Source organism: Psychroserpens sp. NJDZ02, assembly GCF_004843725.1.
Taxonomy (GTDB): domain Bacteria; phylum Bacteroidota; class Bacteroidia; order Flavobacteriales; family Flavobacteriaceae; genus Olleya.
The window spans coordinates 881,545-907,457 of sequence record NZ_CP039451.1; the positions used below are offsets into that span (position 1 = coordinate 881,545).

Genomic DNA, 25,913 nt, shown 5'->3' on the forward strand with positions numbered 1-25,913 from the left:
ATAGCGATTAGCTACTAATAAATAACCTTATTTTTTAATTCTATTATATATTCAATTTTTTGCTGATGGTTAAAACCACAAACCTAACGCGCTGTATTATTTAAAGAACATTCTAAAAATAACCTTGTTGCTTACGTTTTTCCATTGCTGCTTCAGATCGTTTATCATCAATCCTTGCACCTCGTTCTGATATAGAAGATTCTCTAATTTCCTGAACAACACTTGATATATCCGCTGCTTCAGACAATACTGCTGCCGTACAACTCATATCTCCTACCGTTCTAAAACGAACAATTCTATCTACAACCTCTTCTTCCTCATCTCTATAAACAACAGCATCATCTGCTGACCAGATTAACCCATCTCTTAAAAAAGTAGCTCTTGTATGTGCAAAATAAATAGAAGGAATCTCAATGTTTTCTTTCTGAATATAAGACCACACATCTAACTCTGTCCAATTAGAAATAGGAAAAACACGTACGTTTTGCCCTAATTCAATTTGACCATTTAACATATCAAATAATTCTGGTCTTTGGTTTTTCTCATCCCACTGTCCAAAATCATCTCTGACAGAAAATATACGCTCTTTGGCTCTTGCTTTTTCTTCATCACGACGGGCACCACCAATACAAGCATCAAATTTAAACTCCTCGATAGCATCTAAAAGTGTTGTGGTTTGCAATTGGTTTCTACTAGCGTAACGGCCAGATTCTTCTTTTACTTTACCTTCATCTATAGAATCTTGAACATCTCTAACAATAAGCTCTAAACCTAATTCTTTTACTAACCGGTCTCTAAATTCAATAGTTTCAGGAAAATTATGACCTGTATCTATATGCATTAATGGAAACGGAATTTTTGCTGGATAAAACGCCTTTTGAGCTAAACGCACTAATGTAATGGAATCTTTACCACCCGAAAACAAAAGCACAGGCTTTTCAAACTGGGCAGCGACTTCTCGCATTATGTATATGGCTTCGTTTTCTAACGGATTTATATTTGAAGTATCTATCATTTCTATCTTTTTAAGCATGTAATCCACACTCTCTATTTTCTAATTGTTTTGTTGGATCAAAGTATTTAAACTCATTAGGCAAATTATTTTCTTCTAAATAGACATCTAACTCTTTATCTGTCCAATTATAAAATGGGCTTACTTTTATAACCCCGTTTTTATCCTGAGATACAATATCTATGCTATCTCTAAAAGCGGTTTGACCTTTACGTAAATTAGTAAACCAAACGTCTGGCTTATGCTCGGCCATAGCACGCTTAAAAGGTTCTAATTTTACTTGCTCTGTAAACACAGCGTGCTTAGGATCTTCAATACTTGGCACTCCTAAAACAACATCGCGATGTGCTGTAGTCTGTTTTGGAACATATAATTTAACATTAAGGCCTAATATTTTAATCACCTCTTCTGCATGTTTATATGTATTTGGTGTATTATAACCCGTATCGCACCATATCACTTTTATGTCCTTTTTAGTTGCACTTGTTATTTTTAAAATAGCCGCTTCATAAGGTCTAAAATTAGTGGTTACAACAGGCGATTCTGCTACACTAATAGCCCACTCCACAATCTCTTGAGGTGTTTTACCTTCTAATTCTTTATTAATTTTATCTAAATCTAAGCTCATTATTTTCCCCATTTAATTTTTTCCCAAGCACGTTCATGAAAGAAGTATAATACCATTTTAGAGACTAATTCTATTCCTCCAATCGAAAAAGCTAAAGCTATTGTACCAGTAATTACATAAGAGATTACTACTGTTGTAATAGTACCAACTGCTCTCCAACTTATCGTTTTAACTAAACTCCTTTTAATATTTTCTGAAGTTGAAACCTCTTCTCTCTCCAACCTTACTTGCGAATTTATCACGTTTCCCATAACAGTATTTTACTTTTATTTCTAATACCCTATAGACTTAGTAGGGTAATGATGCAAATCTATATAATTATATGTTATAAATCAATAAGAATTCTGAAAAAATAAAAAGTTATTACTGAGAATCTGTTAATTACACAAATCCGCAAGTGTCGTGTTTCTAAAAATTTCTAAAGTACTATCTCGTACTTTAAGCATAATTTTATTGACTGCACAAACGTCTTCCTCTGGACAGTCTTGGCATTTTTCATAAAAGTTTAAACTTACGCAAGGCACCATAGCTATTGGCCCTTCCAAGACTCTCATAACTTCCGTCATCGGAATAGCTTTTGGGTCTTTCAGTAGATAATATCCACCGCCTTTACCTTTCTTGGAGCCTAAAAAACCACTTTTACGAAGCGATAATAAAATAGTTTCTAAAAATTTTAAAGAAATATTTTCACTTTCCGAAATGGTAGCAATTCTAACCGGCACATGCGTCTCTTGTTTTGCAAGAAAAGTAAGCGCCTTAATTCCGTATTTTGTTTTTTTAGAAAGCATATTACAAAAGTAAGCGTTTTTTTTACTAAAAAATAGCTTCAGCAATCGCTTTTATATTATCACTTTTTCCCATAGAATAATAATGTAATAACGGGAGACCCGATTTTTTAAGTTCTTGAGACTGTTGTATACACCATTCGACACCCACTTGCCTGACTTCTGCATTCGTTTTACACTTAATAATAGCCTTAATTAAAGCTTCAGGTAAATCGACATGAAAACGATGCGGAATAATATTTAGTTGTTTTCTTGTAGAAATAGGTTTTAAACCTGGAATAATAGGCACTGTAATACCTTCTGCCCTGCACTTATCAACAAACTGAAAATACTTCTCGTTATCAAAAAACATTTGTGTCACGATATATTCGGCTCCATTATTAATCTTCTTTTTAAGAAAATGAATATCACTATCTAAACTTGGTGCTTCCATATGTTTTTCGGGATAGGCACCCACACCGATACAAAAATCTGTAGCGCTACAATTAAGTAAACCCTCATCTAAATACTTAGCATGATTAAGTTCCGAAACCTGTTTAACCAAGTCACTAGCAAAAACATTCCCATCTTTTTCTGGTGTAAAATAAGTTTCTGTTTTCACAGCATCTCCTCGCAAAGCCATCACGTTCTCAATGTTTAGAAAATCTAAATCGATTAAAAAATTCTCTGTATCTTCTTTACTAAAACCACCACACAAAATATGTGGAATAGCATCCACATTATATTTATTCTGAATTGCAGCACAAATACCGACTGTTCCAGGACGCTTTTTGACCACTTGTTTTTTAAGTAAACCGTCACCCAAATCCTTATAGACATACTCCTCCCGATGATAAGTCACATCAATAAATGGAGGTTTAAACTCCATTAACGGATCAATATTATCAAAAACCGACTGTATGTGTTGCCCTTTTAATGGTGGTAAAATCTCGAAAGAAAATTGTGTTTTCCCTTCCCCCTTTGTGATGTGTTCTGTTACTTTCATGTATCTCCCCGTGACAATGGGTGTTTTATTAAATTATTATGTATTTTCCGGGCGTTTCGTTTTACTCATACCTGCCAGGTTTTAGATACCAAAACAAGTTTGGCACTTCGCCTTGCAGGATCGCAAAACGTCGGGCTTTCACTACTCGCTCTCTTCGAGTAACTCAAACACACCGTTCAACCGTGAAGCAATCACGAATTCTTATTTAATCAAATAAGAATGAACGCGTAATCCCTAACGCACTTATCAGTCATTTTTCAGCTTTAAAAAACTATATTTCTCATCTATTAATAGCCTCCTGTCTTCTCAGAAATTTACTCTGTTAAATTAGGATGCAACCATTTTCTTGCTTTTTCTAATGTGATATTTTTTCTTAGTGCAAAATCTTTTACTTGATCGTCTGTAATTTTACCCAATCCAAAATATTTCGCTTCTTCGTTTGCAAAATAATATCCAGAAACTGCAGCTCCTGGCCACATGGCTAAACTTTCGGTAAGCGTTACACCTATTTGTTCTTCTACTTTTAACAAGTCCCAAATCGTTTCTTTTTCTAAATGATCTGGGCACGCTGGGTATCCAGGTGCTGGACGAATACCCTTATAATTTTCCTTAATTAAATCTTCGTTTGTTAAGTCTTCATTTGCACCATAAGCCCAATGTTTTATTCTTACTTGTTTGTGTAAATACTCAGCTAAGCCTTCAGCAAACCTATCTGCAATTGCCTGAACCATTATGGCATTATAGTCATCTTCCTTATCCTTATATTTTTTAGCCAACTCGTCTGCTCCAAAAATAGCAGTACAAAAAGCGCCCATATAATCGGTAATTCCAGTTTCTTTAGGCGCAATAAAATCTGATAACGCAAAACTTGGTTTTCCTGCTCGTTTTTTTAATTGCTGACGTAGCGTTCTAAAAACAGCTATTTCTTCTCCTTTTTTCTGAATAGAAATATCATCATCATTAATAGTATTTGCTTCAAACAAACCAAAAATAGCTTTCGGTTTTAATAACTGCTTGTTTATAATTTCCTTTAAAATAATTTGAGCGTCTTCAAACAAAATAGTGGCTTGCTCGCCAACAACCTCATCAGTTAAAATGTTTGGATACTTTCCATGTAAATCCCAACTTCTAAAAAACGGACTCCAATCTATAAATGGCAGAATTTCTTTTAAGCTAACCTGCTCTAACGTTTGAACACCTAGTGTTTTTGGCTTTACAATATGACTTGTATTCCAATCGATTTTAAACTTCTCTTCCCTTGCTTTTTCAATGCTGATGTATGATTTTTCTTTACCACGTTTTAAAAACTTGGTTCTAAACTCGTCATAATCCTTCTTTAATTTAGCAACATATAAATTACTTGTTTTAGGATTCAATAAATCACTAACAACAGTTACTGCCCTAGAGGCATCATTAACATGTACAACTGCATTTTTATATTGCGTATCAATCTTTACAGCGGTATGCGCTTTAGAGGTTGTTGCACCTCCAATTAACAACGGAACAACAAAATTCTGGCGTTCCATTTCTTTAGCCAAATACACCATTTCGTCTAACGACGGTGTAATTAAACCACTCAAACCAATAATGTCTACATTTTCTTCAATAGCAGCTGCTATTATTTTTTCTGGCGACACCATAACACCTAAATCTACAATTTCATAATTATTACAACCCAAAACAACACTCACAATATTTTTACCAATATCGTGCACATCGCCTTTTACAGTTGCCATTAACACCTTACCTAAAGCTTTTTGTTTTTCACCTTTTTCGGCTTCAATAAACGGATTTAAGTAGGATACTGCTTTTTTCATGACACGAGCAGATTTCACCACTTGTGGTAAAAACATTTTCCCTGCACCAAATAAATCTCCAACCACATTCATACCAACCATTAAGTTACCTTCTATAACTTCAATAGGTTTAGCAGTTTCTTGTCTTGCTATCTCTACATCTTCAATAATAAAAGCATCAATACCTTTTACTAAAGCGTGTGTAATTCTATCTTGTAATGGATTTTCTCTCCAAGATAAATCAGCTACTTTTTCTTTTTTAGATCCTTTTACAGTGTCTGCAAAATCTAATAAACGTTCGGTAGCATCGTCGCGTCTATCTAAAATAACATCTTCTACATGTTCTAATAAATCCTTAGGAATATCATCGTAAATCTCCAATAAGGCTGGATTTACAATTCCCATATTCATACCTGCTTGAATAGCATAATATAAAAACACCGAGTGCATGGCTTCGCGAACACCATCATTTCCTCTAAAAGAAAAAGAGACATTACTTACTCCACCACTTACACTTGCATTTATTAAGTTTTCTCTTACCCATCGTGTTGCTTCAATAAAATCGATAGCATTTCTACGGTGTTCATCCATTCCTGTTGCTACAGGAAATATATTTAAATCGAAAATGATGTCTTCCGAAGGAAAGCCCACTTTATTTACTAAAACATCGTAAGAACGTTGTGCAATTTCTATTCGCCTGTCGTAATTATCTGCTTGCCCAACCTCATCAAAAGCCATAACAATAACGGCTGCTCCATAACGCTTAATCTGTTTGGCTTGCCAGATAAAATTTTCTTCGCCTTCTTTTAAAGAAATAGAGTTTACGACACACTTACCTTGTACAACTTTTAAACCTTCCTCTATGATTTCCCATTTAGAACTGTCAATCATAATAGGCACTCGACAGATATCTGGCTCTGCTGCAATAAGATTTAAAAAACGAACCATGGATTTTACACCATCTATTAAACCATCGTCCATATTAATGTCGATAATTTGTGCGCCTCCATCTACTTGGTGACGTGCAACATCTAGTGCTTCGTCAAACTCTTCGTTTTTTATTAATCGTAAAAACTTACGCGAACCTGCTACATTTGTACGTTCACCAATATTTATAAAGTTCATGTTTTCGCTTAAAACCAAAGGCTCTAAACCAGACAATTTCATGTACTTTGTTTGTTTAATTTTCATCTTCATTCTGTTGTTTTAGTGAGATTCTGAAACAAGTTCAGAATGACGACGCGGACTATATTTTGCTGCAATAGAAGCTATCACTTTTATATGTTCTGGACTTGTACCACAACAACCTCCAATAATATTTATCAAATCCTTTTTTAAATATTCTTCTATTTGTTCTCCCATTTCTTCTGGAGTTTCATCGTATTCTCCAAAAGCATTTGGCAATCCTGCATTTGGATGTGCCGAAATAGCAAAGTCCGTTTTACTAGCAATAGCCTCTAAATGTGGTTGTAATAAATTAGCACCTAAAGCACAATTAAAACCTACAGATAATAATGGAATATGCGATATAGAAATTAAAAAAGCCTCTGCTGTTTGTCCAGACAATGTTCTACCTGAAGCATCTGTAATGGTACCACTTAACATAATAGGAACCTCTATATTTCTTTCGTCTTTAACTTCTTCAATAGCAAATAAAGCTGCTTTTGCATTTAAGGTATCGAAAACCGTTTCTACCAATAACAAATCTGCTCCACCATCTATTAACGCTTCTACTTGTCGCTTGTAAGCTATACGCAACTCATCGAAAGTTACTGCCCTATAACCAGGATCGTTTACATCTGGAGACATGCTAGCCGTACGATTTGTAGGCCCAATTGAACCTGCCACAAAGCGTGGTTTATGCGGTTCTTTTGCAGTAAACTCATCGGCCACTTCTTTAGCTATTTTAGCCGATTGGTAATTTAGCTCGTACACCAAATCTTCCATTTGATAATCTGCCATTGCAATAGTAGTCCCAGAAAAGGTATTGGTTTCTATAATATCGGCACCAGCTTCAAAATATTTACCATGAATGGTTTTTATAGCTTCTGGCTGCGTGATGGATAACAAATCGTTATTTCCTTGTAATGGCGATGCATAATCTTTAAAACGTTCGCCTCTAAAATCGTCTTCAGAAAATTTATAAGCCTGTAACATGGTACCCATAGCACCATCCAACACTAAAATTCGTTTTTTTAATTCTTCTCTAATATTTGCCATCCTTAATACTATATTTCAACTACACCTAAGAAAACCTTAAGTACTATTATTATTTGTTCTCGATACTATTTCATTCCTTCGTCATAAAATCACTCGAACTGACGTTACTTATTTACTCTTGTCTTTTACTTCAATCTTTATACTAGATTACTGCCTGCGCAGGAATGACAAATCGATGTAAATATTTTATTATTTTACAAATAAGATTCTACATTTTCCCATGGTCCTCCATTAATGACATCTAAGCCATTGTCTTCTAAAAGTTCTTTTGCTCTTTCGCTTCTTGCTCCACTTCTACAACATGTTATTATTGGCTTATCAAGCGCTTTTAGTTGGTCTATTTCATATTCCAATTCATCTAAAACGATATGTAATGAATTATCTACATGACCTTCATTATACTCACCTTCCGTTCTAACGTCTAATATTACAGCACCTTTATCTAGATACTCTTGAATGTTTTTAAATTCTGAATTATTACTCATAACTTGTGTTTTATTTTTTATTGCGCTAACGCTTGATTTAAATCTTTGATAATATCATCGGGATGCTCTAATCCTACCGAAACACGTACTAAACCGCCAGTAATACCCGTTAACAATCTTTCTTCTTCAGTTAATTTTGCATGTGTTGTTGATGCTGGATGCGTGACAATACTTCTAGTATCACCAAGGTTTGCAGATAACGATAGTAGCTTAATGTTATTTAAAAACTGTCGTCCTGCTTCAATACCACCTTTAACTTCAAAAGCAACAATATTACCACCAGCTTTCATTTGTTTTTTAGCCAATTCGTACTGTGGATGCGATTTTAAAAAAGGATATTTTACAACATTTACTTTATCATGTCCTTCTAAAAATGTTGCTATTTTTAATGCGTTTTCACAATGTCTATCTAATCTAACCGCTAAAGTCTCTAAACTTTTAGACAATACCCAAGCATTAAAAGGTGACAATGCTGGACCTGTATTTCTTGAAAATAAATAGACTTTCTTAACTAAATCTGCTCTACCAATTGTAACACCACCAAGTACACGACCTTGACCATCTATTAACTTTGTTGCCGAATGGATTACCAAATCTGCTCCAAATTGTATAGGTTGTTGTAAATAAGGTGTTGCAAAACAATTATCGATAATTAAAATAAGATCATGCTTTTTAGCAATGCGACCTAAAGCTTCTAAATCCAAAATATCTACTGCTGGATTTGTTGGGCTTTCTGCATAAATAACCTTAGTACTTGGTTGAATTAAGCTTTCAATTTTATCAAGTTCATTTATTTTAAAATAACTGGTAGAAATATTCCACTTTGGTAAAATATTTTTAAACATGGTTTGTGTAGAACCAAACACACTGTTACATGAAATAATATGATCGCCTACATCTAATAAAGCTGCAAATGTTGAAAATATAGCAGACATACCCGAAGCAAAAGAATAACCACTTTCTGCACCTTCCATTTTACAGATTTTATCTATAAACTCTGATGTGTTTGGATTAGAATAGCGACTGTAAATATTACGCTCTTTCTCATCTGCAAAAGAGGCTCGCATATCTTCGGCATCTTCAAATACATAACTAGATGTTAAGTACAAAGGTGTAGAATGCTCTAAATACTGAGAACGCTCTGTTTGTGTTCTTATGGCCTGGGTTTCAAAATTATTAGAATCCATTAATTTGTTTTTAAAATCAACTATTAAAGCACTTCGACTGCGCTCAGCGTGACATTTATTTAATTATTTTTTTCTGTTAGTCTTAAAATATCTCCAAAAACACCTCTTGCTGTTACTGATGCTCCTGCTCCTGCACCTTGAATAACAATGGGTTTTTCGCCATAACTTTCTGTGTATATTTCGAAAATAGAATCGGCCCCTTGTAATGCTCCTAAAGGCGATTGACTAGGCACAGACTCCAGTTTAACATCTAATTGCGCTCCATTTTCTTGCGATAAATCACCGTGTAAATCGCCAATATATCTTAATACGTGACCTTCTTTTTGTGCTTCTTTTATCTTTTGAAAAACAGTATTCATTTCATCTAAACTATCTAAAAACTGAGCCGTTTCAATTTCTCTAAGCGGTTCTGGAATTAGGTTTTCGATAGTTACATCGCTAATTTCATTATGTAAATCTAATTCTCTCGCTAAGATTAATAGTTTTCTTGCGACATCGTTTCCGCTTAAATCTTCTCTTGGATTTGGTTCTGTAAACCCTTTATCCAGAGCTTGCTGTAATACGGTTGCAAACGAGGTGTCTTGCGAAGAAAATGTATTAAACAAATAACTTAACGATCCAGAAAACACACCACGAATACGCACAATATTTTCACCCGAAAGGTGCAACAATTTAATAGTATCTATTAGCGGCAAACCTGCACCAACATTAGTTTCGTATAAATAACTTTTTTGATGTTTCTCTAAAGTATTACGTAATTGGTTATAAAATTCTAAATCTATAGTATTGGCTATTTTATTAGACGAAACTAAATCGAAACCTTGCTCTACCAACTTAATATAATTAGATACAAATTCTAAACTTGACGTATTATCTATAGCTATTAAGTTTTCTAAATGATTGTCTTTTGCAAACTGAAAGACATCTTCAATCTTATAATTTTCACCGTTAGTTTCTAATGTGTTTTTCCAGTTTTTATCGATTCCGTTTTTGCTAAATAATGCCTTTTGGGAATTGGCAATCGCAAAAATATTAAGCTTAATCCCTTTACGTTTTTCGATATCTTTAGCTGAAGCAATAATTTGATTCACTAAAGCTCCACCAACTAAACCATGTCCAAAAATGGCTAGATTTATCTTTTTTGAGATTCCGAAGATCTCTCCATGAATAACATTCAAGGCTTTATGAAGTTCCTTTTTTCTAACCACAATACTCACATTTTCGCCAGTAATTGTGTTATTGAAAAGGATAGGAATAATCTGGTTTTTAATTAAGGTATTAAATGGTTTGTGAAACGTGCTTAGCTCTTGACCAATAATTGAAATGACAGACACATCGTCTATAACACTAATTTTATTAATGTCTTGCGAATAGAAATCATTCTCGAACTCTTGTTCCAAAACAATAACGGCTCTATTTGCGTGTTCGGCTTCAATGACCAAACCAATGCCACGCTCTGACGAGCCTTGAGAAATAATACTAACGCTTATATTCTCTTTACTTAAAGCAGTAAAAATCCTAGCATCTACACCTACTTTACCTAATAAACCACGACCTTCGATATTTACTAAAGCCACATTATCTAAAACAGATAACGAACGGATACCTTTATCTTTATTTTGAGCCGTTATTATTGTGCCTTTATCTTCCGGATTGAATGTGTTTAAAATACGTAATGGAATATTTTTTTCTATTAAAGGAATAATAGTTTTTGCGTGTAAAATGGTCGTCCCAAAATTGGCCAACTCGTTTGCCTCTGTAAAAGACAGTCTTTCAATTTTTCTAGCATCTGCTACCAAATCTGGATTAGCGGTATAAATACCATTAACATGCGTATAGTTTTGCAACTCTTCAGCATCAAGATAATTAGCCAATAATGCAGCAGTGTAATTACTACCATTACGACCTAAAGTTGTTGTTTTATTATCTCTATTAGACGCTATAAAACCAGTTACAATATTTACTGTAGTGCCATTATTTTGTTTAAAATAAGCAACTACATTTTTCTTAGACAGCGCATCTATTGGTTTTGCATTACCAAAGGTATCGTCTGTTTTTATAAACGTTCTAGCATCTGCCACTTTTGCATTAATATTCTTATCCACTAATAATGCTGTAATTAATTTAGCTGAAATCAATTCGCCTTGCGCTAAAACTTCATCTTTAATTTTCGGGCTATAATCCCCTAACAATTGCACACCTGCAAACAAACTTTCTAATCTTAAAAATTCTGTTTCAAAATCTACTACAATCGTTCCTTTTTGATCCTTTTTAAAAGCATCAAAATCTGTAGCATAAGCCTCATCTTTTACAGCTTTTTCAAGTATACTTTCTAGTTGATCTGTAGCTTTTCCTCTTGCAGAAACAACAACAGCTATATTTTCTTCGGCTTTAATTTTATTTTCAATAATAGAAATAACGCGATTTAAACCTTCACCATTGGCTAGAGATTTTCCTCCGAATTTTAATATCTTCATTTTCTTTTCTTTTAATGCAGGTTTAAAAATGCCTTTAATTATGTTTTCGAGTTGCTCGAACTCAATTAAAAAAGCATCATGACCATGAATGGAATTAATTTCATTGTAAGTCACATTTGAATGCGTTAACGCTAACTGTTTTTGTGTTTCTCTGTTTTCTTCAGCAGTAAAAAACAAATCAGAATCTACTGCAACAATTGTAGTTTCAGATTGAATAACATCTAACACATTTGTATTTGGCTCCCGACCTTTAGTAACATCAATTGTGCGTAATAATTGATTCATTAACTTGTAAGCCGACAGCTGAAAACGCTCTTGCAATTTATTACCATGATGCAGCAACCAACTTTCGACATTAAACAGATTTAAGTCTTCGTTTTTAGAACGTTGAAACCTTGATTTAAAAGACTCCGGTGTACGATAGCATAACATAGCATGCATGCGAGCGTCATGTACTGGGTTTTTAGAATTGACCAAAAACTGTTCTTGTATTTGACAATTAGCCATTAACCAATCTGTTGCTTTCCAATCTGTTGCTACAGGAATAAAGTGGGTTGCTAAATTGGGTTTTAAAACGACCATTTCCCATGCAATTCCGCCTCCAAGAGAGCCACCAACCATAGCGTAAACCGAGTTGATGTTTAGTTTTTCTAATCCTATTAAAAATAGTTTTGCTATATCTCTAGCAATAAAATCTTTATAATTTTCAATTAAAAAACCATCATATCCGTTTCCTGGAATATTAAACGCTAAAACAGTATATTGTTTAGTGTCGATAACTTTATTATCGCCAACCAAATCTGACCACCAACCATCTTCTCCTGCAACATTACTATTACCCGTTAGCGCATGATTTACCAATACAATTGGAGCTGTATGTAATGCTTTACCAAACACTTGATAAGACAACTTTATTTTAGTTGCCTTACCACTTAGAGTAACATAATCGATACTGTCTATGTATTGTAAATCTGTCATTAATTAAGATTGTATTCTTTTTGTACTGAGATTTTTACTGGTGTATTATTAGATAAATTATCTCTAACTGGACATCGTGCTTCAACAATTTCTAACCATTTAACTAATGTTTCAATGCTTGCAGTAGTTTCTGGCACTAGTTTTAATTCTATATTTTTAAAACCTGCACGCTCATTATTTGATGTCCCTAGAAACTTACCTGGGTTAATATCTCCTGACACTTCTATGTTCAATTTATCAATTTTAAAACCAAGTTCTTTCGCCACTAAATGACCAACAACGTTAACACAGCCAGCAAATCCAGCGAGAATATATTCTACTGGGTTAGCGCCTTCGTCTGCACCATTTAAAGCTTCGGGCTCATCTATTACTAATTTAAACTGCCTTGCTTTTCCAACAAATTGCGTCGCAGATGTGCTTACTCCTGCTACTGAAAATTTTAAATCACTCATCTTTTCCGAATTTTAATTAAGTAACGTCTTAAGCTAAAACTGTTTTTTTAACGACTGCAAAAGCTTCTTTTAAATCGGCTTTTAAATCTTCTATATTTTCGATTCCTACGGATAGTCTTATTAAATCCTTAGTCACTCCTGTTAATTGTTGCGCCTCATCACTTAATTGTTGATGCGTAGTACTTGCCGGATGAATGATTAATGATTTTGTATCACCAATATTGGCCAATAACGAGAATAATTTTGTGGTGTCTGCTATTTTTTTAGCTGATTCAAAACCACCATCAACTCCAAAAGTAACCACACCACTTTGTCCTTTTGGCAAGTACTTTTTAGCTAAACTATTATATTTACTAGTCTGTAATCCTGGATAATTCACCCAAGTTACTTCTGGTTGTTCTTGTAACCATTTTGCTAGTTCTAAAGCATTTTGAGAGTGCTTTAAAATTCTTAATTCCAATGTTTCTAATCCTTGAATGATTTGAAAAGCGTTAAACGGACTTAATGCCCCACCATAATCCCTTAAACCTTCAATTCTAACTTTAGCAATAAATGCAGCTGCACCAATAGCTTCACTATAAACTAAACCATGGTAACCAGCAGATGGTTCTGTAAACTCAGGGAATTTCCCATTAGTCCAATCAAATGTTCCTGCATCTATAATGATACCACCAAGCGATGTTCCATTACCATTAATATATTTGGTTAAAGAATGAATTACAATGTTTGCTCCATGCGCAATTGGGTTTAACAAATAAGGCGTTGCCACAGTATTATCTACAATTAATGGCACTTTTACAGCTTTTGCTTCTTTAGAAATAGCCTCTAAATCTAACACGTCCAATTTTGGATTCCCTAAAGACTCTACAAAAATTGCTCTTGTATTTTCTTGTGCTGCTTTGCTAAAATTTTCTGGATCTGAAGGATCTACAAATGTAGTAGTAATACCATGTCTTGGTAGCGTTACACTTAATAAATTATACGTTCCGCCATACAAACTACTGGATGCCACAATATGGTCGCCTGCTTTTAACAAGGTTAATAATGTTGTAGAAATTGCTGCTGTACCAGATGCTGTTGCAACTGCCGCAATACCACCTTCTAGTGCTGCGATACGCTGTTCTAAAATATCGTTTGTTGGATTGTTTAAACGCGTGTAAATAAAGCCTGGAACAGAGAGATTAAATCGTCCTGCGGCGTCATCTGAATCATCAAAAACATAAGATGATGTTTGATAAATAGGAACCGCTCTTGTTCCTCCTGTTTTACTTGTGTCATGTCCCGCGTGCAACGCTTGTGTTGCGAATTTTTGTGTACTCATTTTTCTAGTTTTTGAATTAATAAATTAAACCAAAAGTCAAATAAGCCTCGTTAGAAGCGTACTTAATAGAAAAATGTTAAAAAGAAATATGCCAATTACAAATGAGTAATTAGTTTTTAGTTATCTATCCAATAGAGCGATTAATGAATCGACTATTAAGTAGAATTTAGCACCTTCTTAGTAAGTCTAAGGGTTGCTAAGGCTTCGATGGGTCTATCCCTCCGCCTTTCTTGATAACATTACGGAAACTTTTAAATTAAAAATTTCCTTTTCAGTAAGATATTGAACTTTGTATAGGCAAATATTGCAAAATTTATTGTTCCCAAACAAGTAAAACGGAATAATTTTCTAATAAAATACATAATAATCAATAAAACAGAATATAATTCTACTAAACACGAATTAAACAAAAATATATTCGGCTAAAACAAGAAAAAGCAAGTTTGATAATTTCAAACTTGCTTTTTTATATACAATCAAAACCTTTATTCGAGAGTTTAGGCTGAATTACGACTGGCGTTAATATTTCCAAATAACGAACGTGTCACTAACTTTTCATAAACAGCAATTAGTTCTGTATCCTTATCCTCCGCTTTTTCCAATTCTTGAATTTGCTTTAAAGCGAATTGTTGGATGGTTAATAATGGCAATACAATAGACTCTCTAACTTTTATAGATGCTTTTCCTGAAGGTTCTTCCTCCATCAGTTCCGTATAACCAGTAAGTTTTAAAATTAGACGTTTTGTTGTTTTATACTCCGTATAAATCACATTCCAAAAGGCGCCATATTCAGGATCTTCACTCATATACTTTGTCAAGTCAAAAAATGATTTTGACAAAGACATCATACTGTTTTCTATTAATGTTTTAAAGAAACTGGACGTCTGAAATAATTTTTGTGCTTTTTCAAATTCGCCAGCATCCTCATAATGTTTTAACGCTGTACCCACACCAAAAAATCCTGGGACATTCTGTTTTAACTGACTCCAAGATCCAACAAATGGTATCGCTCTTAAATCTTCAAACACTAACCCTTCAGCCTTCCCTCGTTTTGATGGTCGACTTCCAATATTAGTTTTTGCATAATATTTTAAGGTACTCATATGTTCTAAGTACGATATAAACTTGGGGTGGTTTTTAAAATCGACATAAGCCTCATAACTAAGCTTTGCAAGATTATCCATAACCACTCTATTTTCCGGTACCATACGTAAATCTGTATCACTTAAACTATTATAAATCCCAGAACTAATTAACTGCTCTAAGTTATATTGTGACGAATCTAACGTACCAAAATTAGAACTAATCGTTTGTCCTTGGATCGTTAACTGTACTTCTTTATCCTCTATTGTTGGCCCTAAAGACGCATAAAAATTATGTGTTTTTCCACCTCCACGTGCAGGTGGCCCACCACGCCCATCAAAAAATATCACAGTAACATCATATTTTCTAGAAATAGCTGTTAAACGCTCTTTTGCTTTATAAATAGCCCAATTAGCCATTAAATACCCCCCATCTTTTGTCCCATCACTAAACCCTAACATGATCGTTTGCTTATTTCCTCTAGCTTTTAAATGTTTAGCATAAGCAGGGTTAGTATACAACTCTTCCATTACTAAATGTGCATTTTCTAAATCCGTAATAGTTTCAAAAAGCGGTCCTACATCCACAGTTAAATTATCCTGAAAAGCAACCAATTTAAGCATAGCAAATAATTGCATGACGTGTAAAGTGGTTTGATTATTACTTATAATATAACGGTTGGCGGCCAACTCTCCGTTGGTCTGCTGAATAGACTTTAATGCTTTTATCGTATTAAGCGCTTTGAGTGTTTCTTCGTCTTTAATTAAAGATAAATCAACGGTTCCTTTTACCTCTGACAATAGTTTTACTTGCTCCTTTTCTGGTAAATCATGATAATTACTTGGTATATCTTTGCTTCCATTTTCTATCATAGCATCCACCATCGTTGTAAATATTGAGTGATGCACTCTACTATCCTGACGTATGTCTAAACTTGAAAAATGAAATCCAAACAGATGTAATTTATTAAGCAAACTTGTAATCTCCGTAACATATAAAGATTGATGCTTATCAATTATAATTTGTCTAATGTCTTTTAATTCTGAAACAAAACCTTCTAAAGTAATACTAGATTTTTCGTTAAGAATCTTTTTGTATAATTCGCTTTCTATTTTAGAAACACGTGCTTCTACCCCTTGAAAAGTTAGTTTACGTTTTAACTTTCTAATATCTTTATGGTAATTTTTTATAATAGTTTCGTGCAACCTTTTGGCTACTTTCACTGTAATTTCTGGTGTTACAAATGGATTACCATCTCTATCTCCTCCTGGCCAGAATCCAATATTAATAATTTCGTTATCTATATGTTGACCATCAAAAATATTTTGTTGGATGTAGTCATAAATTGTTCCGAAGGATTCATAAAATACATTTTCTAAATACCATATTAAACTAACCGCTTCATCATAAGGTGTTGGTTTTTCATGCTTGAAAAATGGTGTTTTCCCTAATTGAGCCAGTAAATCGTTGATTCTTAATAAATCGTTTTGTTTTACCGCATCCGTTAAATCTGTAATGATTCCTAAAACTGCTCCAGGATAAAATTGTGTTGGATGGGCCGTTAGCACAATCCTAACTTTAAAATCTTCTAAATACTCACGTAACTTATCCAGTTTGCCTTCCGCAGCAGCGCTCTCTTTTAAACTACGAAGCGTACCAATCCCATCCATATTATTAACAACAGGAAATGCAGCATCCTCTATAGCGTCAAATAATACAACTTGGCGTTCTATATATTGAATAAAACGAAATAATAAATCTATTTTACTTTTGTCAGAACGTCTTGCCTGATATTTTTTAAAAAAAGTATCGACAATCACGGTAGGATTATCTCCACTGTCAAATCCGTTTTTACAGGTTTCATGAAACAAAGGAAGTAATACGCCTGTTTTTGTAATAGTATCGAAAGGCAGTGTCATAAAAATACCATTATATATTTGATATTTTGACAATACATTTTGATTAAAACGTGTTAATTTAGGTTGTAAAGACATGACTTTCGTTTAGTTTATTTAATTTATAAAGTTAAGTAACAATCGCTTAAGACAATCTTAAAAGCCAAGATTTTACAAATTATCATACTAAATCGTTTTCTTAATAAGAAATACATAATTTAAAACTACATTACTGACTTTTACTCATTCTTGAATATTGATTCAAATTAATCAATTAACTATTTTTAACTCTAAGTACCCTTAGAAACTACTTTATTTTCTTACTTTTGCACCTCAATAAATTTAGAGGACGGATTTGACTGATTGCAACCTCATTAAAAAATGCTAAAGGCAGTGTAAACTTCCTTAGACGCTTTCGTCAAATCTATTATATACATTTTAAAAAACAAATATGGCGTATTTATTTACATCAGAGAGTGTGTCTGAAGGACACCCAGACAAAGTAGCAGATCAAATTAGTGATGCTCTAATAGACAATTTTTTAGCGTTTGACAAAGACAGTAAAGTAGCTTGCGAAACATTAGTAACCACTGGACAAGTGGTATTAGCAGGTGAAGTTAAATCTAACACCTATTTAGACGTACAGAAAATAGCAAGAGATACGATAAACAAAATTGGCTATACAAAAAGCGAATACATGTTTGATGGTAATTCTTGCGGTGTGTTTAGTGCAATACATGAGCAATCGGACGATATAAATCGTGGTGTTGATCGTGACAGCAAAGAAGAGCAAGGCGCAGGTGACCAAGGAATGATGTTTGGTTATGCCACTCGTGAAACTGAAAACTACATGCCTTTAGCTTTAGATTTATCTCATAAAATCTTAATTGAATTAGCTGAGTTACGTCGTGAAAACAAAGACATTACTTACTTAAGACCTGACTCTAAAAGTCAAGTTACTATTGAATATAGTGATGATAATACACCACAACGTATTGATGCCATTGTAGTATCTACACAACATGATGATTTTGATACTGTTGATGACGTGATGTTATCTAAAATCAGAAAAGACATTGTTGAGATATTAATACCAAGAGTAGTTGCTAAGTTACCGGAAACTATTCAAGCGTTATTTAATGACGACATCAAATACCATATTAACCCAACAGGAAAGTTTGTTATTGGTGGACCACATGGAGATACAGGATTAACAGGTCGTAAGATTATTGTTGATACTTACGGAGGAAAAGGAGCCCATGGTGGTGGAGCTTTTTCAGGAAAAGACCCAAGTAAAGTAGATAGAAGTGCTGCATACGCAACACGACATATTGCTAAAAACTTAGTTGCGGCAGGTGTTGCTGACGAAGTTTTAGTACAAGTATCTTACGCTATTGGAGTTGTAGAACCAATGGGGATTTTTGTAGATACATACGGAACTTGCCCGTTTAATATGACTGATGGAGAGATTGCTAATAAAATATCTAAAATATTTGACATGCGTCCATCTGCTATTGAAGACCGTTTAAAATTACGTAATCCAATGTATAGCGAAACTGCTGCATACGGACATATGGGAAGACAAAACGAAACTGTATCTAAAACATTTTCAAGACCAAATGGAGGAGACATCACTTTAGATGTTGAATTATTTACTTGGGAAAAATTAGACTACGTAGATAAAGTAAAAGCTGAGTTTGGATTATAACATCCGCTCCTTTTTAATATAAAAAAGCCTCTCAATTATTTGAGAGGCTTTTTTATTTAATACTGTGCTTTCCATTTAATTGGTAAATGCACTATTTTTTTTGTTTCAAAAAAGTCTTCTTCAAAGTAATCTGAAATATCATAAATTTTAGCAGTTTGGTAATTTTGCAACTCTTCTGCTAAATCACCACCTTTAAGATATATAATTCCGTTTTTTAATTCGTTTTGTTGCGATTTAGCTACTTTTCCTTTGATCCAATGTACAAAAGTTGGCATAGCAGCAACAGCACGGCTAATAATAAAATCGTAAGTTTCCTTTATATCTTCTACTCTACTGTGTGTCACTTTTACATTTTGTAATTCTAAACCAGCAACAACATCTCTCACTACGTTTAGTTTTTTATTAATACTATCTACTAAATGGAATTCGCATTCAGGAAATAAAATAGCCAAAGGAATACCAGGAAATCCACCGCCAGTACCAACATCCATCATAGAACTTCCATCCTTAAACTGAATCACTTTAGCAATAGCAATAGAATGCAATACGTGACGTAAATACAACTCGTCTATATCTTTTCTAGATACTACATTTATTTTTAGATTCCAATCTTGATACAACGCTTCAAGCTTAGTAAATTGTTCTATTTGTAAAGGTGTTAAATCAGGAAAATACTTTAAAATCAGCTCCATAGTCTTTTATAATTTTCGGCAAAAATATACATTTTAACACAAAAAAGGGAGCTTCTGTTTTGCTTAATTAATTATCTTTGTAATAAATATTATTTAACGTTTTTTTACGTTACAATAAAAAGAATACAATTACAATGACAAAGCAAACAGTAACATTCTCACGAATAGATTCTGCAAAATTTTTCAAAACACTTAATAAACGTGTTAACAATTATTTTAAAGAAAACAATATTAAAAAAACAGGAAACTGGAAATTATACATTAAGACAGTAGTAATGTTTACCTTATTACTAGGTCCTCTAGTGTTATTATTAACTCTTGATTTACCAACTTGGCTTCAAATTATATCCGTAATGGTTATAGGAATTGGAATGGCTGGTGTAGGTATGAATGTGATGCACGACGCTAATCACGGCTCTTTTTCTAGTAAAAAATGGGTTAACCGATTAATGGGAAGTAGCATACACATTTTAGCTGGTAACGATTACAACTGGAAAGTACAACACAACGTATTGCATCATACGTATACGAATATTCAAGGTCATGATGAGGACATTGATGCAGGACGTATTATCCGTTTTTCTAAACATTCTAAATGGTTAAAAATTCATCAATATCAGAAATATTATGCTTTTTTACTATATGGTTTATTAACTGTAAACTGGGCAATTACAACAGATTTTAAACAGACTTATAATTACTTAAAGAGAAATTTATCCTACGGTGATTTCCCTAAACCAGCAACACAATGGACTAAACTAATTATTGGTAAAATATTATATTATGCTATTTGGGTGGTTTTACCAATAACATTAGGATATGCTTGGTGGCAAGTATTGATAGGCTTTTTTATTATGCACTATACTGCAGGAATCATATTAAGCGTTGTTTTCCAATTAGCACATGTTATGCCTAATACTGACACACCAATACCAGATAAAGATGGTAACATGAAAAACACCTGGGCTATTCATCAATTATTTACTACTTCTAACTTCTCGCCTAAAAGCTGGCTAGTAGAATTTTATACTGGAGGTTTGAACAGACAAGTAGAACATCATTTATTTGCAAATATTAGTCATGTCCACTACAAGCACATAGCAAAAATCGTAAAAGATACTGCTCATGAGTTTAGCTTACCATACAACGAATACAACACGATGTGGAAAGCCATAGGAGAACACTACAGACAACTAAAAGTATTAGGTCAAAAACCTAATTTAGCTTAATTAATTTTCGCATTACAAAACAACACACACACTTATGAGCCAACCATTATCTGACCGCATTTTAAACATGTCCACTTCTGCCACTTTAGCTATGGCAGCAAAAGCAAGAGAGCTTAGAGGTGAAGGCAAAGATATTATTGGATTAAGTCTAGGAGAGCCAGACTTTAATACACCAGATTTTATTAAAGATGCTGCCATCCAAGCAATTAATGACAACTACAATTCTTACTCTCCTGTTGATGGTTATGTAGAATTAAAAGAAGCTGTTATTACTAAATTTAAACGTGATAATAACTTAACCTATACTTTACCACAAATAGTAGTATCTACAGGAGCTAAACAAAGTTTAGCAAATATAGCTGCTGTTATGCTAAACAAAGGAGACGAGGTTATTTTACCATGTCCTTATTGGGTTAGTTATTCTGATATTGTAAAGCTTAGCGAAGGAGTACCTGTAGAAGTACAAACAAGTATTGATACAGACTTTAAAATGACACCAGCACAGTTAGAAGCAGCTATTACTCCAAAAACAAAAATGGTTTGGTTTAGTAGCCCTTGTAACCCAAGTGGATCACTATATAGCAAAGCTGAATTAGAAGCTCTAGCTGTCGTTTTAAAACAACATCCAAATATATACGTTGTTTCTGACGAGATTTACGAGCACATCAATTACACTGGAAAACCACACGCAAGTATGGCTGGTATCGATGGTATGTTTAACAATACCATTACAGTAAACGGAGTCTCTAAAGCATTTGCTATGACGGGCTGGCGTATTGGCTACATTGGTGCTCCAGATTGGATTGCACGTGCCTGTAACAAAATGCAAGGTCAAATTACTAGTGGCGCAAATTGCATTGCACAACGTGCTGTAATCACAGCTTTAAATGCAGACCCTAGTGTTGTTAAATTTATGATTGACGAGTTTAAAGTTCGTCGTGATTTAGTTTTAGACCTATTAAGTAATATTGAAGGTTTTCAAACTAACACACCAGAAGGTGCTTTTTACGTTTTTCCAGATGTATCTTACTTTTTCGGAAAGACCTTAAGAGGAAAAACAATACACAATGCTACAGATTTCTCATTATACTTATTAGAAGAAGCCTTAGTTGCTACCGTAACCGGAGACGCCTTTGGAAACTCTAATTGTATTAGAATAAGTTATGCAGCATCGCAGAAAGAAATTATAGAAGCAATTAAAAGAATTAAAGAAGTGGTTAGCTAGTTAACCCTGTTATATAAATAAAAAGCTTCACATGTGTGAAGCTTTTTTTATGCTAAATAAACAGATAAATAAAGGTGAAAATCAAAACCATCATAACTACACTTAGAAGCACAACCTGTTTAATACGTCTTTCCTTTTGTTCTTGTTGCAGTTTCTTACGCAATAGTAAAATATCTTTTTCTGAAATTTCAGGTAAATTATACTCTGTTTTCTCGGTAGAATTACTCACAAAACTAAAAGACTTCTCTCTTCGTTTTCTTAGCATACTTCTATTACTTTTCAAAGACTGATTCGCAGCCATCATTGCACCTTCCCCTCCCATAATCTTAAATATTAGTCTGAATGATTTCAGAAATTAAACACTAATAATCTTTTAACGGCTGAATACGCTTCAACCACCTTAAAATTATTCCATAAAAAAAGCTGCTTTACATATAAGTAGCAGCTTTTTATAAAATGTTACATTCTTTTACAAAGAAATAACAAAAGACTAATTGAAATTATATAATAGCGAGAAGCGTTAAACCTATAAACAAGAACACTTTAAGAGACGTTGCAACAATACTACATGTTCTATTATACGTCCAACTTTTTAAATGTTGCTTTCTACTAAATAATGAGGTGGTTTTTAAATTTTTAAAATTCTGTTTTACAATAGATTTGTAATTAGAATTCAAAATTCCTGAATAGTGAATAACTGAATCTTGCTTAAATGATTGTGTGTTGATTGATGCATTCATAATGGTTGATGTGTTGGTTATATAATAAAGACGAATAAAACTGTAAAATGTTACAGTTCAACACAAAACAACACTAAAAAACAGCATTTTATCTATTTCTCCAAAAGAAAGGCGTCAGCAAAATAAGCACTGTAAACAGCTCTAATCTACCAATTAACATTAAAAAACTACACCACCATTTACCAATTGCTGGTAAAGCTGCATAATTATTAACTGGACCAAATTGCCCCAAAGCAGGCCCCACGTTTCCTAAACTTGATGCTGCAATCCCCACGGAGGACTCAAAATTAATACCCATCATTGAAAAGCCTAACGCGCCAACAATAAAAGAAATCATATATAAGATAAAAAAGCCTAGAATATTAAATACAATTTCTTTTGAGATTGCTTTTTTATTATATCTCACAGGTATAATGGCATTAGGATGTAATGTTCTTTTAAACTCCAAAAAACCATTTTTAATTAACACCATATGACGCACTACTTTAACACCTCCTGATGTACTACCTGCTGATCCCCCTAAAAACATTAAACCGAAGAAGAGTACAACTAAAAAAGGCGTCCATAAAGTATAATCCGCAGTCACAAACCCCGTGGTGGTTATTACCGATATAACCTGAAATAATGCATGTCTAAAAGCACTTTCTCCTGCTCCCCAAACCATTGGATGATCAATAGATGATGTTGTTAAATCTGCTTTAAAATAAATAATTAAAGCTGACACAATAGTAAATATAGCCACAAACTTAAAATAAAGTTTAAACTCTTCATCCTGAATTACTTTCTGCACCTTTCCTTTAAAAGCAAAATAACTTAACACGAAGTTTGACCCCGCTAAAAACATGAAAAAGATAATAATATACTGTATTATTGGTTTATTATTCCAATAGGCAACACTTGCGTTTTTAGTCGAAAAACCTCCTGTAGACAGTGTACACATCGAGTGATTTATAGCATCAAAAAAGCTCATTCCAGCGACATTAAGCAAAATGGTCTCTACTGCTGTGTATCCAAAATAGATTAGCCACAAACGCTTTGCCGTATCCGTAATACGTGGATGTAATTTGTCCGCACTTGGTCCTGGTGCCTCTGCAGCAAACAACTGCATACCACCAATACCTAAAAGAGGAAGTATAGCCACCGCCAATACAATAATACCCATACCACCAATCCAATGGGTTAAACTCCTCCAAAACAAAACCCCTTTTGGAACAATTTCAATATCATTTAAAATAGAAGCTCCCGTGGTTGTAAAACCAGACATGGTTTCAAAAAAAGCATTTGTAAAACTTGGAATAGCGCCCGTAGCTAAATAGGGTATCGCACCAGATAAAGACATAACGATCCATCCAAAAGACACCACAATATAACCCTCACGCTTGTTTAACTCTTTATTATGATCCCGATGATTAAACATCCCAAAAAGACCAAAACTCAATACCCCAAAACCAGATAAAAATAACTCAAGCGTTACATTATCTTGATAAATAAGACTCACTAATGCTGATAACAGTATAAAACCACCGTTAAACACTAATAATAATCCGAAAAAATAAAATATTATTTTGTAGTTAAGACGTAAACGTTTTCTCATTATAAAAATAATTTTTCCACTTCTTTTATAGATCTTGGTAAACAACACACCACGATATAATCGCCTTCCTCAATTCTAAAACCTCCCAACGCAATTAAACCTTCACCGTTTCTAATAACGCCTCCGACAATAGCAGATCTAGGAAATTTAACGTCTTTTATTAATTTATTACAAATTTTCGATGAGGATTTAACCCTAAACTCTAACAACTCTGCATTCATGTTGTTAAGCTTAGTCATTGCCACAACCTCACCTTTACGGATATATCTAAATATATTATTTGCAGCTAAAAGCTTTTTATTAATCAATGTATCAATACCGATAGATTGAGATAATTCAAAATAATCCATATTTTCAACCAATGCGATCGTTTTCTTTACGCCTTTGGATTTAGCCATCAAACAAGACATGATGTTAGTTTCAGAATTACCAGTCACAGAAATAAAAGCATCCATATCACTAATATTTTCTTCTTCTAACAACTCGACGTTTCTACCATCTCCATTTATGACTAATACTTTTGGTAAATCATCTGCTAAATCAAAAGCAATCTCTTTATTGTTTTCAATTAGCTTGACATTAAAACCATTAGCAGACAAGTCTCTCCCGGTTTTATAACCAATTTTACTTCCTCCCAAAATCATAACATCCTTTACAGGCGTGTTGGTTTTACCAGTCATTTTGCACAACTCTTCACCACCACCTGCACAAGTTATAAACACTGCATTATCACCTTCTCTAAACTCGGTATCTCCTCTTGGTATGATTGTATACTGTGTTCCAAAACGCTGAATTGCAATGGGCACAAAATGTATTTCAGAAAACAACTCCGCTGCTTCTTTTACCGTTTTCCCAACAAATCCAGCTGTCCTAGATAATTTAAGACTAACCATGGTTAACGCACCATCTTCAAATTCGTAACTATCTTTAAAAGCAGATTGGTTTAAAAGCAATTCAATCTCTGCTGCCGCCAAACTTTCTGGAGAAATAAGTTCATCAATACCAAATCTGGTAAATCCGACCTCATCTTTATGTGTAATAAATTCAGTATTTGATATCCTAGCAATCGTACGTTTTGCACCTAATTGTTTTGCCAAAACACAAACCGTAATATTTGTAGTCTCCGACGCTGTAACACCAATTAACAAATCTGCTCTATCTATTTTTGCTTCTTTCAAAATTGCAATAGATGTGGCATCACCTTTTAAGACTTTAATATCTAAATGGTTATCCGCGTAAGACAAACTGTCTCTATCTGTATCAATAAGTGTTATTTCTTGAGACTCGTAAGACAATAATTTTGCTAAATGAAATCCTACTTCACCAGCTCCAGCAATAATTATTTTCATAAATTTTTAATAAAGAGAATACAAAGGTACTTAATTTAAAGATTTAAGGCTCAATTATTTATTCTTTTGAAG

The 25,913-nt window shown here is 33.6% G+C and carries 21 protein-coding genes and 1 riboswitch; of the genes, 3 read left to right on the top strand and 18 right to left on the bottom strand.

The annotated features are described in order from the left end of the window. Positions 1-112: 112 nt before the first annotated feature. From cysD to E9099_RS04010, 13 genes are all read right to left on the bottom strand, one after another. Positions 113-1,015: a sulfate adenylyltransferase subunit CysD gene (gene cysD / locus E9099_RS03950; protein ID WP_136582417.1), complete on the bottom strand. Its 903-nt coding sequence runs from the start codon at positions 1,013-1,015 to the stop codon at positions 113-115. A 10-nt stretch (positions 1,016-1,025) separates the two neighbouring features. Continuing rightward, positions 1,026-1,640: a phosphoadenosine phosphosulfate reductase family protein gene (locus E9099_RS03955; protein ID WP_136582418.1), complete on the bottom strand. Its 615-nt coding sequence runs from the start codon at positions 1,638-1,640 to the stop codon at positions 1,026-1,028. After that, complete coding sequence (locus tag E9099_RS03960) at positions 1,640-1,891, bottom strand: DUF2061 domain-containing protein (protein ID WP_136582419.1); 252 nt, start codon at positions 1,889-1,891, stop codon at positions 1,640-1,642. The genes E9099_RS03955 and E9099_RS03960 overlap by 1 nt, the downstream gene beginning before the upstream one ends. 126 nt (positions 1,892-2,017) lie before the next feature. Continuing rightward, complete coding sequence (locus E9099_RS03965) at positions 2,018-2,428, bottom strand: RrF2 family transcriptional regulator (protein WP_136582420.1); 411 nt, start codon at positions 2,426-2,428, stop codon at positions 2,018-2,020. Between the two features lie 25 nt (positions 2,429-2,453). Beyond that, complete coding sequence (gene metF / locus E9099_RS03970; RefSeq protein WP_136582421.1) at positions 2,454-3,410, bottom strand: methylenetetrahydrofolate reductase [NAD(P)H]; 957 nt, start codon at positions 3,408-3,410, stop codon at positions 2,454-2,456. Between the two features lie 314 nt (positions 3,411-3,724). Continuing rightward, positions 3,725-6,397 carry a methionine synthase gene (metH, locus tag E9099_RS03975; protein WP_136582422.1) on the bottom strand — a complete coding sequence of 891 codons (2,673 nt, stop codon included), beginning with the start codon at positions 6,395-6,397 and terminating at the stop codon, positions 3,725-3,727. A 15-nt stretch (positions 6,398-6,412) separates the two neighbouring features. Continuing rightward, positions 6,413-7,426, bottom strand: a complete 1,014-nt coding sequence (locus tag E9099_RS03980; RefSeq protein WP_136582423.1) for a homocysteine S-methyltransferase family protein — start codon at positions 7,424-7,426, stop codon at positions 6,413-6,415. 194 nt (positions 7,427-7,620) lie between these two features. Continuing rightward, positions 7,621-7,911, bottom strand: a complete 291-nt coding sequence (locus tag E9099_RS03985) for a rhodanese-like domain-containing protein (RefSeq protein ID WP_136582424.1) — start codon at positions 7,909-7,911, stop codon at positions 7,621-7,623. A gap of 17 nt (positions 7,912-7,928) precedes the next feature. Continuing rightward, positions 7,929-9,098: a trans-sulfuration enzyme family protein gene (locus E9099_RS03990; protein ID WP_136582425.1), complete on the bottom strand. Its 1,170-nt coding sequence runs from the start codon at positions 9,096-9,098 to the stop codon at positions 7,929-7,931. Between the two features lie 59 nt (positions 9,099-9,157). Further along, complete coding sequence (thrA, locus tag E9099_RS03995; protein ID WP_136582426.1) at positions 9,158-12,553, bottom strand: bifunctional aspartate kinase/homoserine dehydrogenase I; 3,396 nt, start codon at positions 12,551-12,553, stop codon at positions 9,158-9,160. Beyond that, on the bottom strand, positions 12,553-13,005 hold the full coding sequence (locus E9099_RS04000; RefSeq protein WP_055447995.1) for an OsmC family protein: 453 nt from the start codon (positions 13,003-13,005) through the stop codon (positions 12,553-12,555). The genes thrA and E9099_RS04000 overlap by 1 nt, the downstream gene beginning before the upstream one ends. A 28-nt stretch (positions 13,006-13,033) precedes the next feature. Beyond that, entirely contained in the window at positions 13,034-14,326 is a 1,293-nt protein-coding gene (locus tag E9099_RS04005; protein WP_136582427.1) for an O-acetylhomoserine aminocarboxypropyltransferase/cysteine synthase family protein, read from the bottom strand. A gap of 117 nt (positions 14,327-14,443) precedes the next feature. Continuing rightward, a riboswitch (SAM riboswitch) is annotated at positions 14,444-14,566 on the bottom strand. 257 nt (positions 14,567-14,823) lie between these two features. Further along, entirely contained in the window at positions 14,824-17,403 is a 2,580-nt protein-coding gene (locus E9099_RS04010) for a phosphoenolpyruvate carboxylase (protein WP_136582428.1), read from the bottom strand. 352 nt (positions 17,404-17,755) lie between these two features. On the opposite strand from E9099_RS04010, the gene metK reads away from it, so the two are divergent. Further along, the gene (gene metK, locus E9099_RS04015; protein WP_136582429.1) at positions 17,756-19,012 is read left to right on the top strand and encodes a methionine adenosyltransferase; all 1,257 of its coding nucleotides are present in this window, start codon (positions 17,756-17,758) and stop codon (positions 19,010-19,012) included. Between the two features lie 56 nt (positions 19,013-19,068). Here the strand turns inward: metK and rsmG are convergent, their stop codons facing one another. Further along, positions 19,069-19,704, bottom strand: a complete 636-nt coding sequence (rsmG, locus tag E9099_RS04020; RefSeq protein ID WP_136582430.1) for a 16S rRNA (guanine(527)-N(7))-methyltransferase RsmG — start codon at positions 19,702-19,704, stop codon at positions 19,069-19,071. A gap of 134 nt (positions 19,705-19,838) precedes the next feature. On the opposite strand from rsmG, the gene E9099_RS04025 reads away from it, so the two are divergent. Beyond that, positions 19,839-20,933: a fatty acid desaturase family protein gene (locus E9099_RS04025; RefSeq protein WP_136582431.1), complete on the top strand. Its 1,095-nt coding sequence runs from the start codon at positions 19,839-19,841 to the stop codon at positions 20,931-20,933. A 34-nt stretch (positions 20,934-20,967) separates the two neighbouring features. Then, a complete protein-coding gene (locus tag E9099_RS04030; protein ID WP_101016873.1) occupies positions 20,968-22,158 on the top strand; it encodes a pyridoxal phosphate-dependent aminotransferase in 1,191 nt (396 codons plus the stop codon). Positions 22,159-22,210: 52 nt separating this feature from the next. Here the strand turns inward: E9099_RS04030 and E9099_RS04035 are convergent, their stop codons facing one another. The 4 genes from E9099_RS04035 to trkA form a co-directional block, all read right to left on the bottom strand. After that, positions 22,211-22,480, bottom strand: coding sequence for a hypothetical protein (locus tag E9099_RS04035; protein WP_136582432.1), 270 nt, complete (start codon positions 22,478-22,480; stop codon positions 22,211-22,213). Positions 22,481-22,658: 178 nt separating this feature from the next. Then, positions 22,659-22,898: a hypothetical protein gene (locus E9099_RS04040; RefSeq protein ID WP_136582433.1), complete on the bottom strand. Its 240-nt coding sequence runs from the start codon at positions 22,896-22,898 to the stop codon at positions 22,659-22,661. A gap of 88 nt (positions 22,899-22,986) precedes the next feature. Further along, positions 22,987-24,492, bottom strand: a complete 1,506-nt coding sequence (locus tag E9099_RS04045; RefSeq protein WP_136582434.1) for a TrkH family potassium uptake protein — start codon at positions 24,490-24,492, stop codon at positions 22,987-22,989. Next, positions 24,492-25,841: a Trk system potassium transporter TrkA gene (gene trkA / locus E9099_RS04050; RefSeq protein WP_136582435.1), complete on the bottom strand. Its 1,350-nt coding sequence runs from the start codon at positions 25,839-25,841 to the stop codon at positions 24,492-24,494. Before trkA ends, E9099_RS04045 begins: the two co-directional genes overlap by 1 nt. Positions 25,842-25,913: the final 72 nt, after the last annotated feature.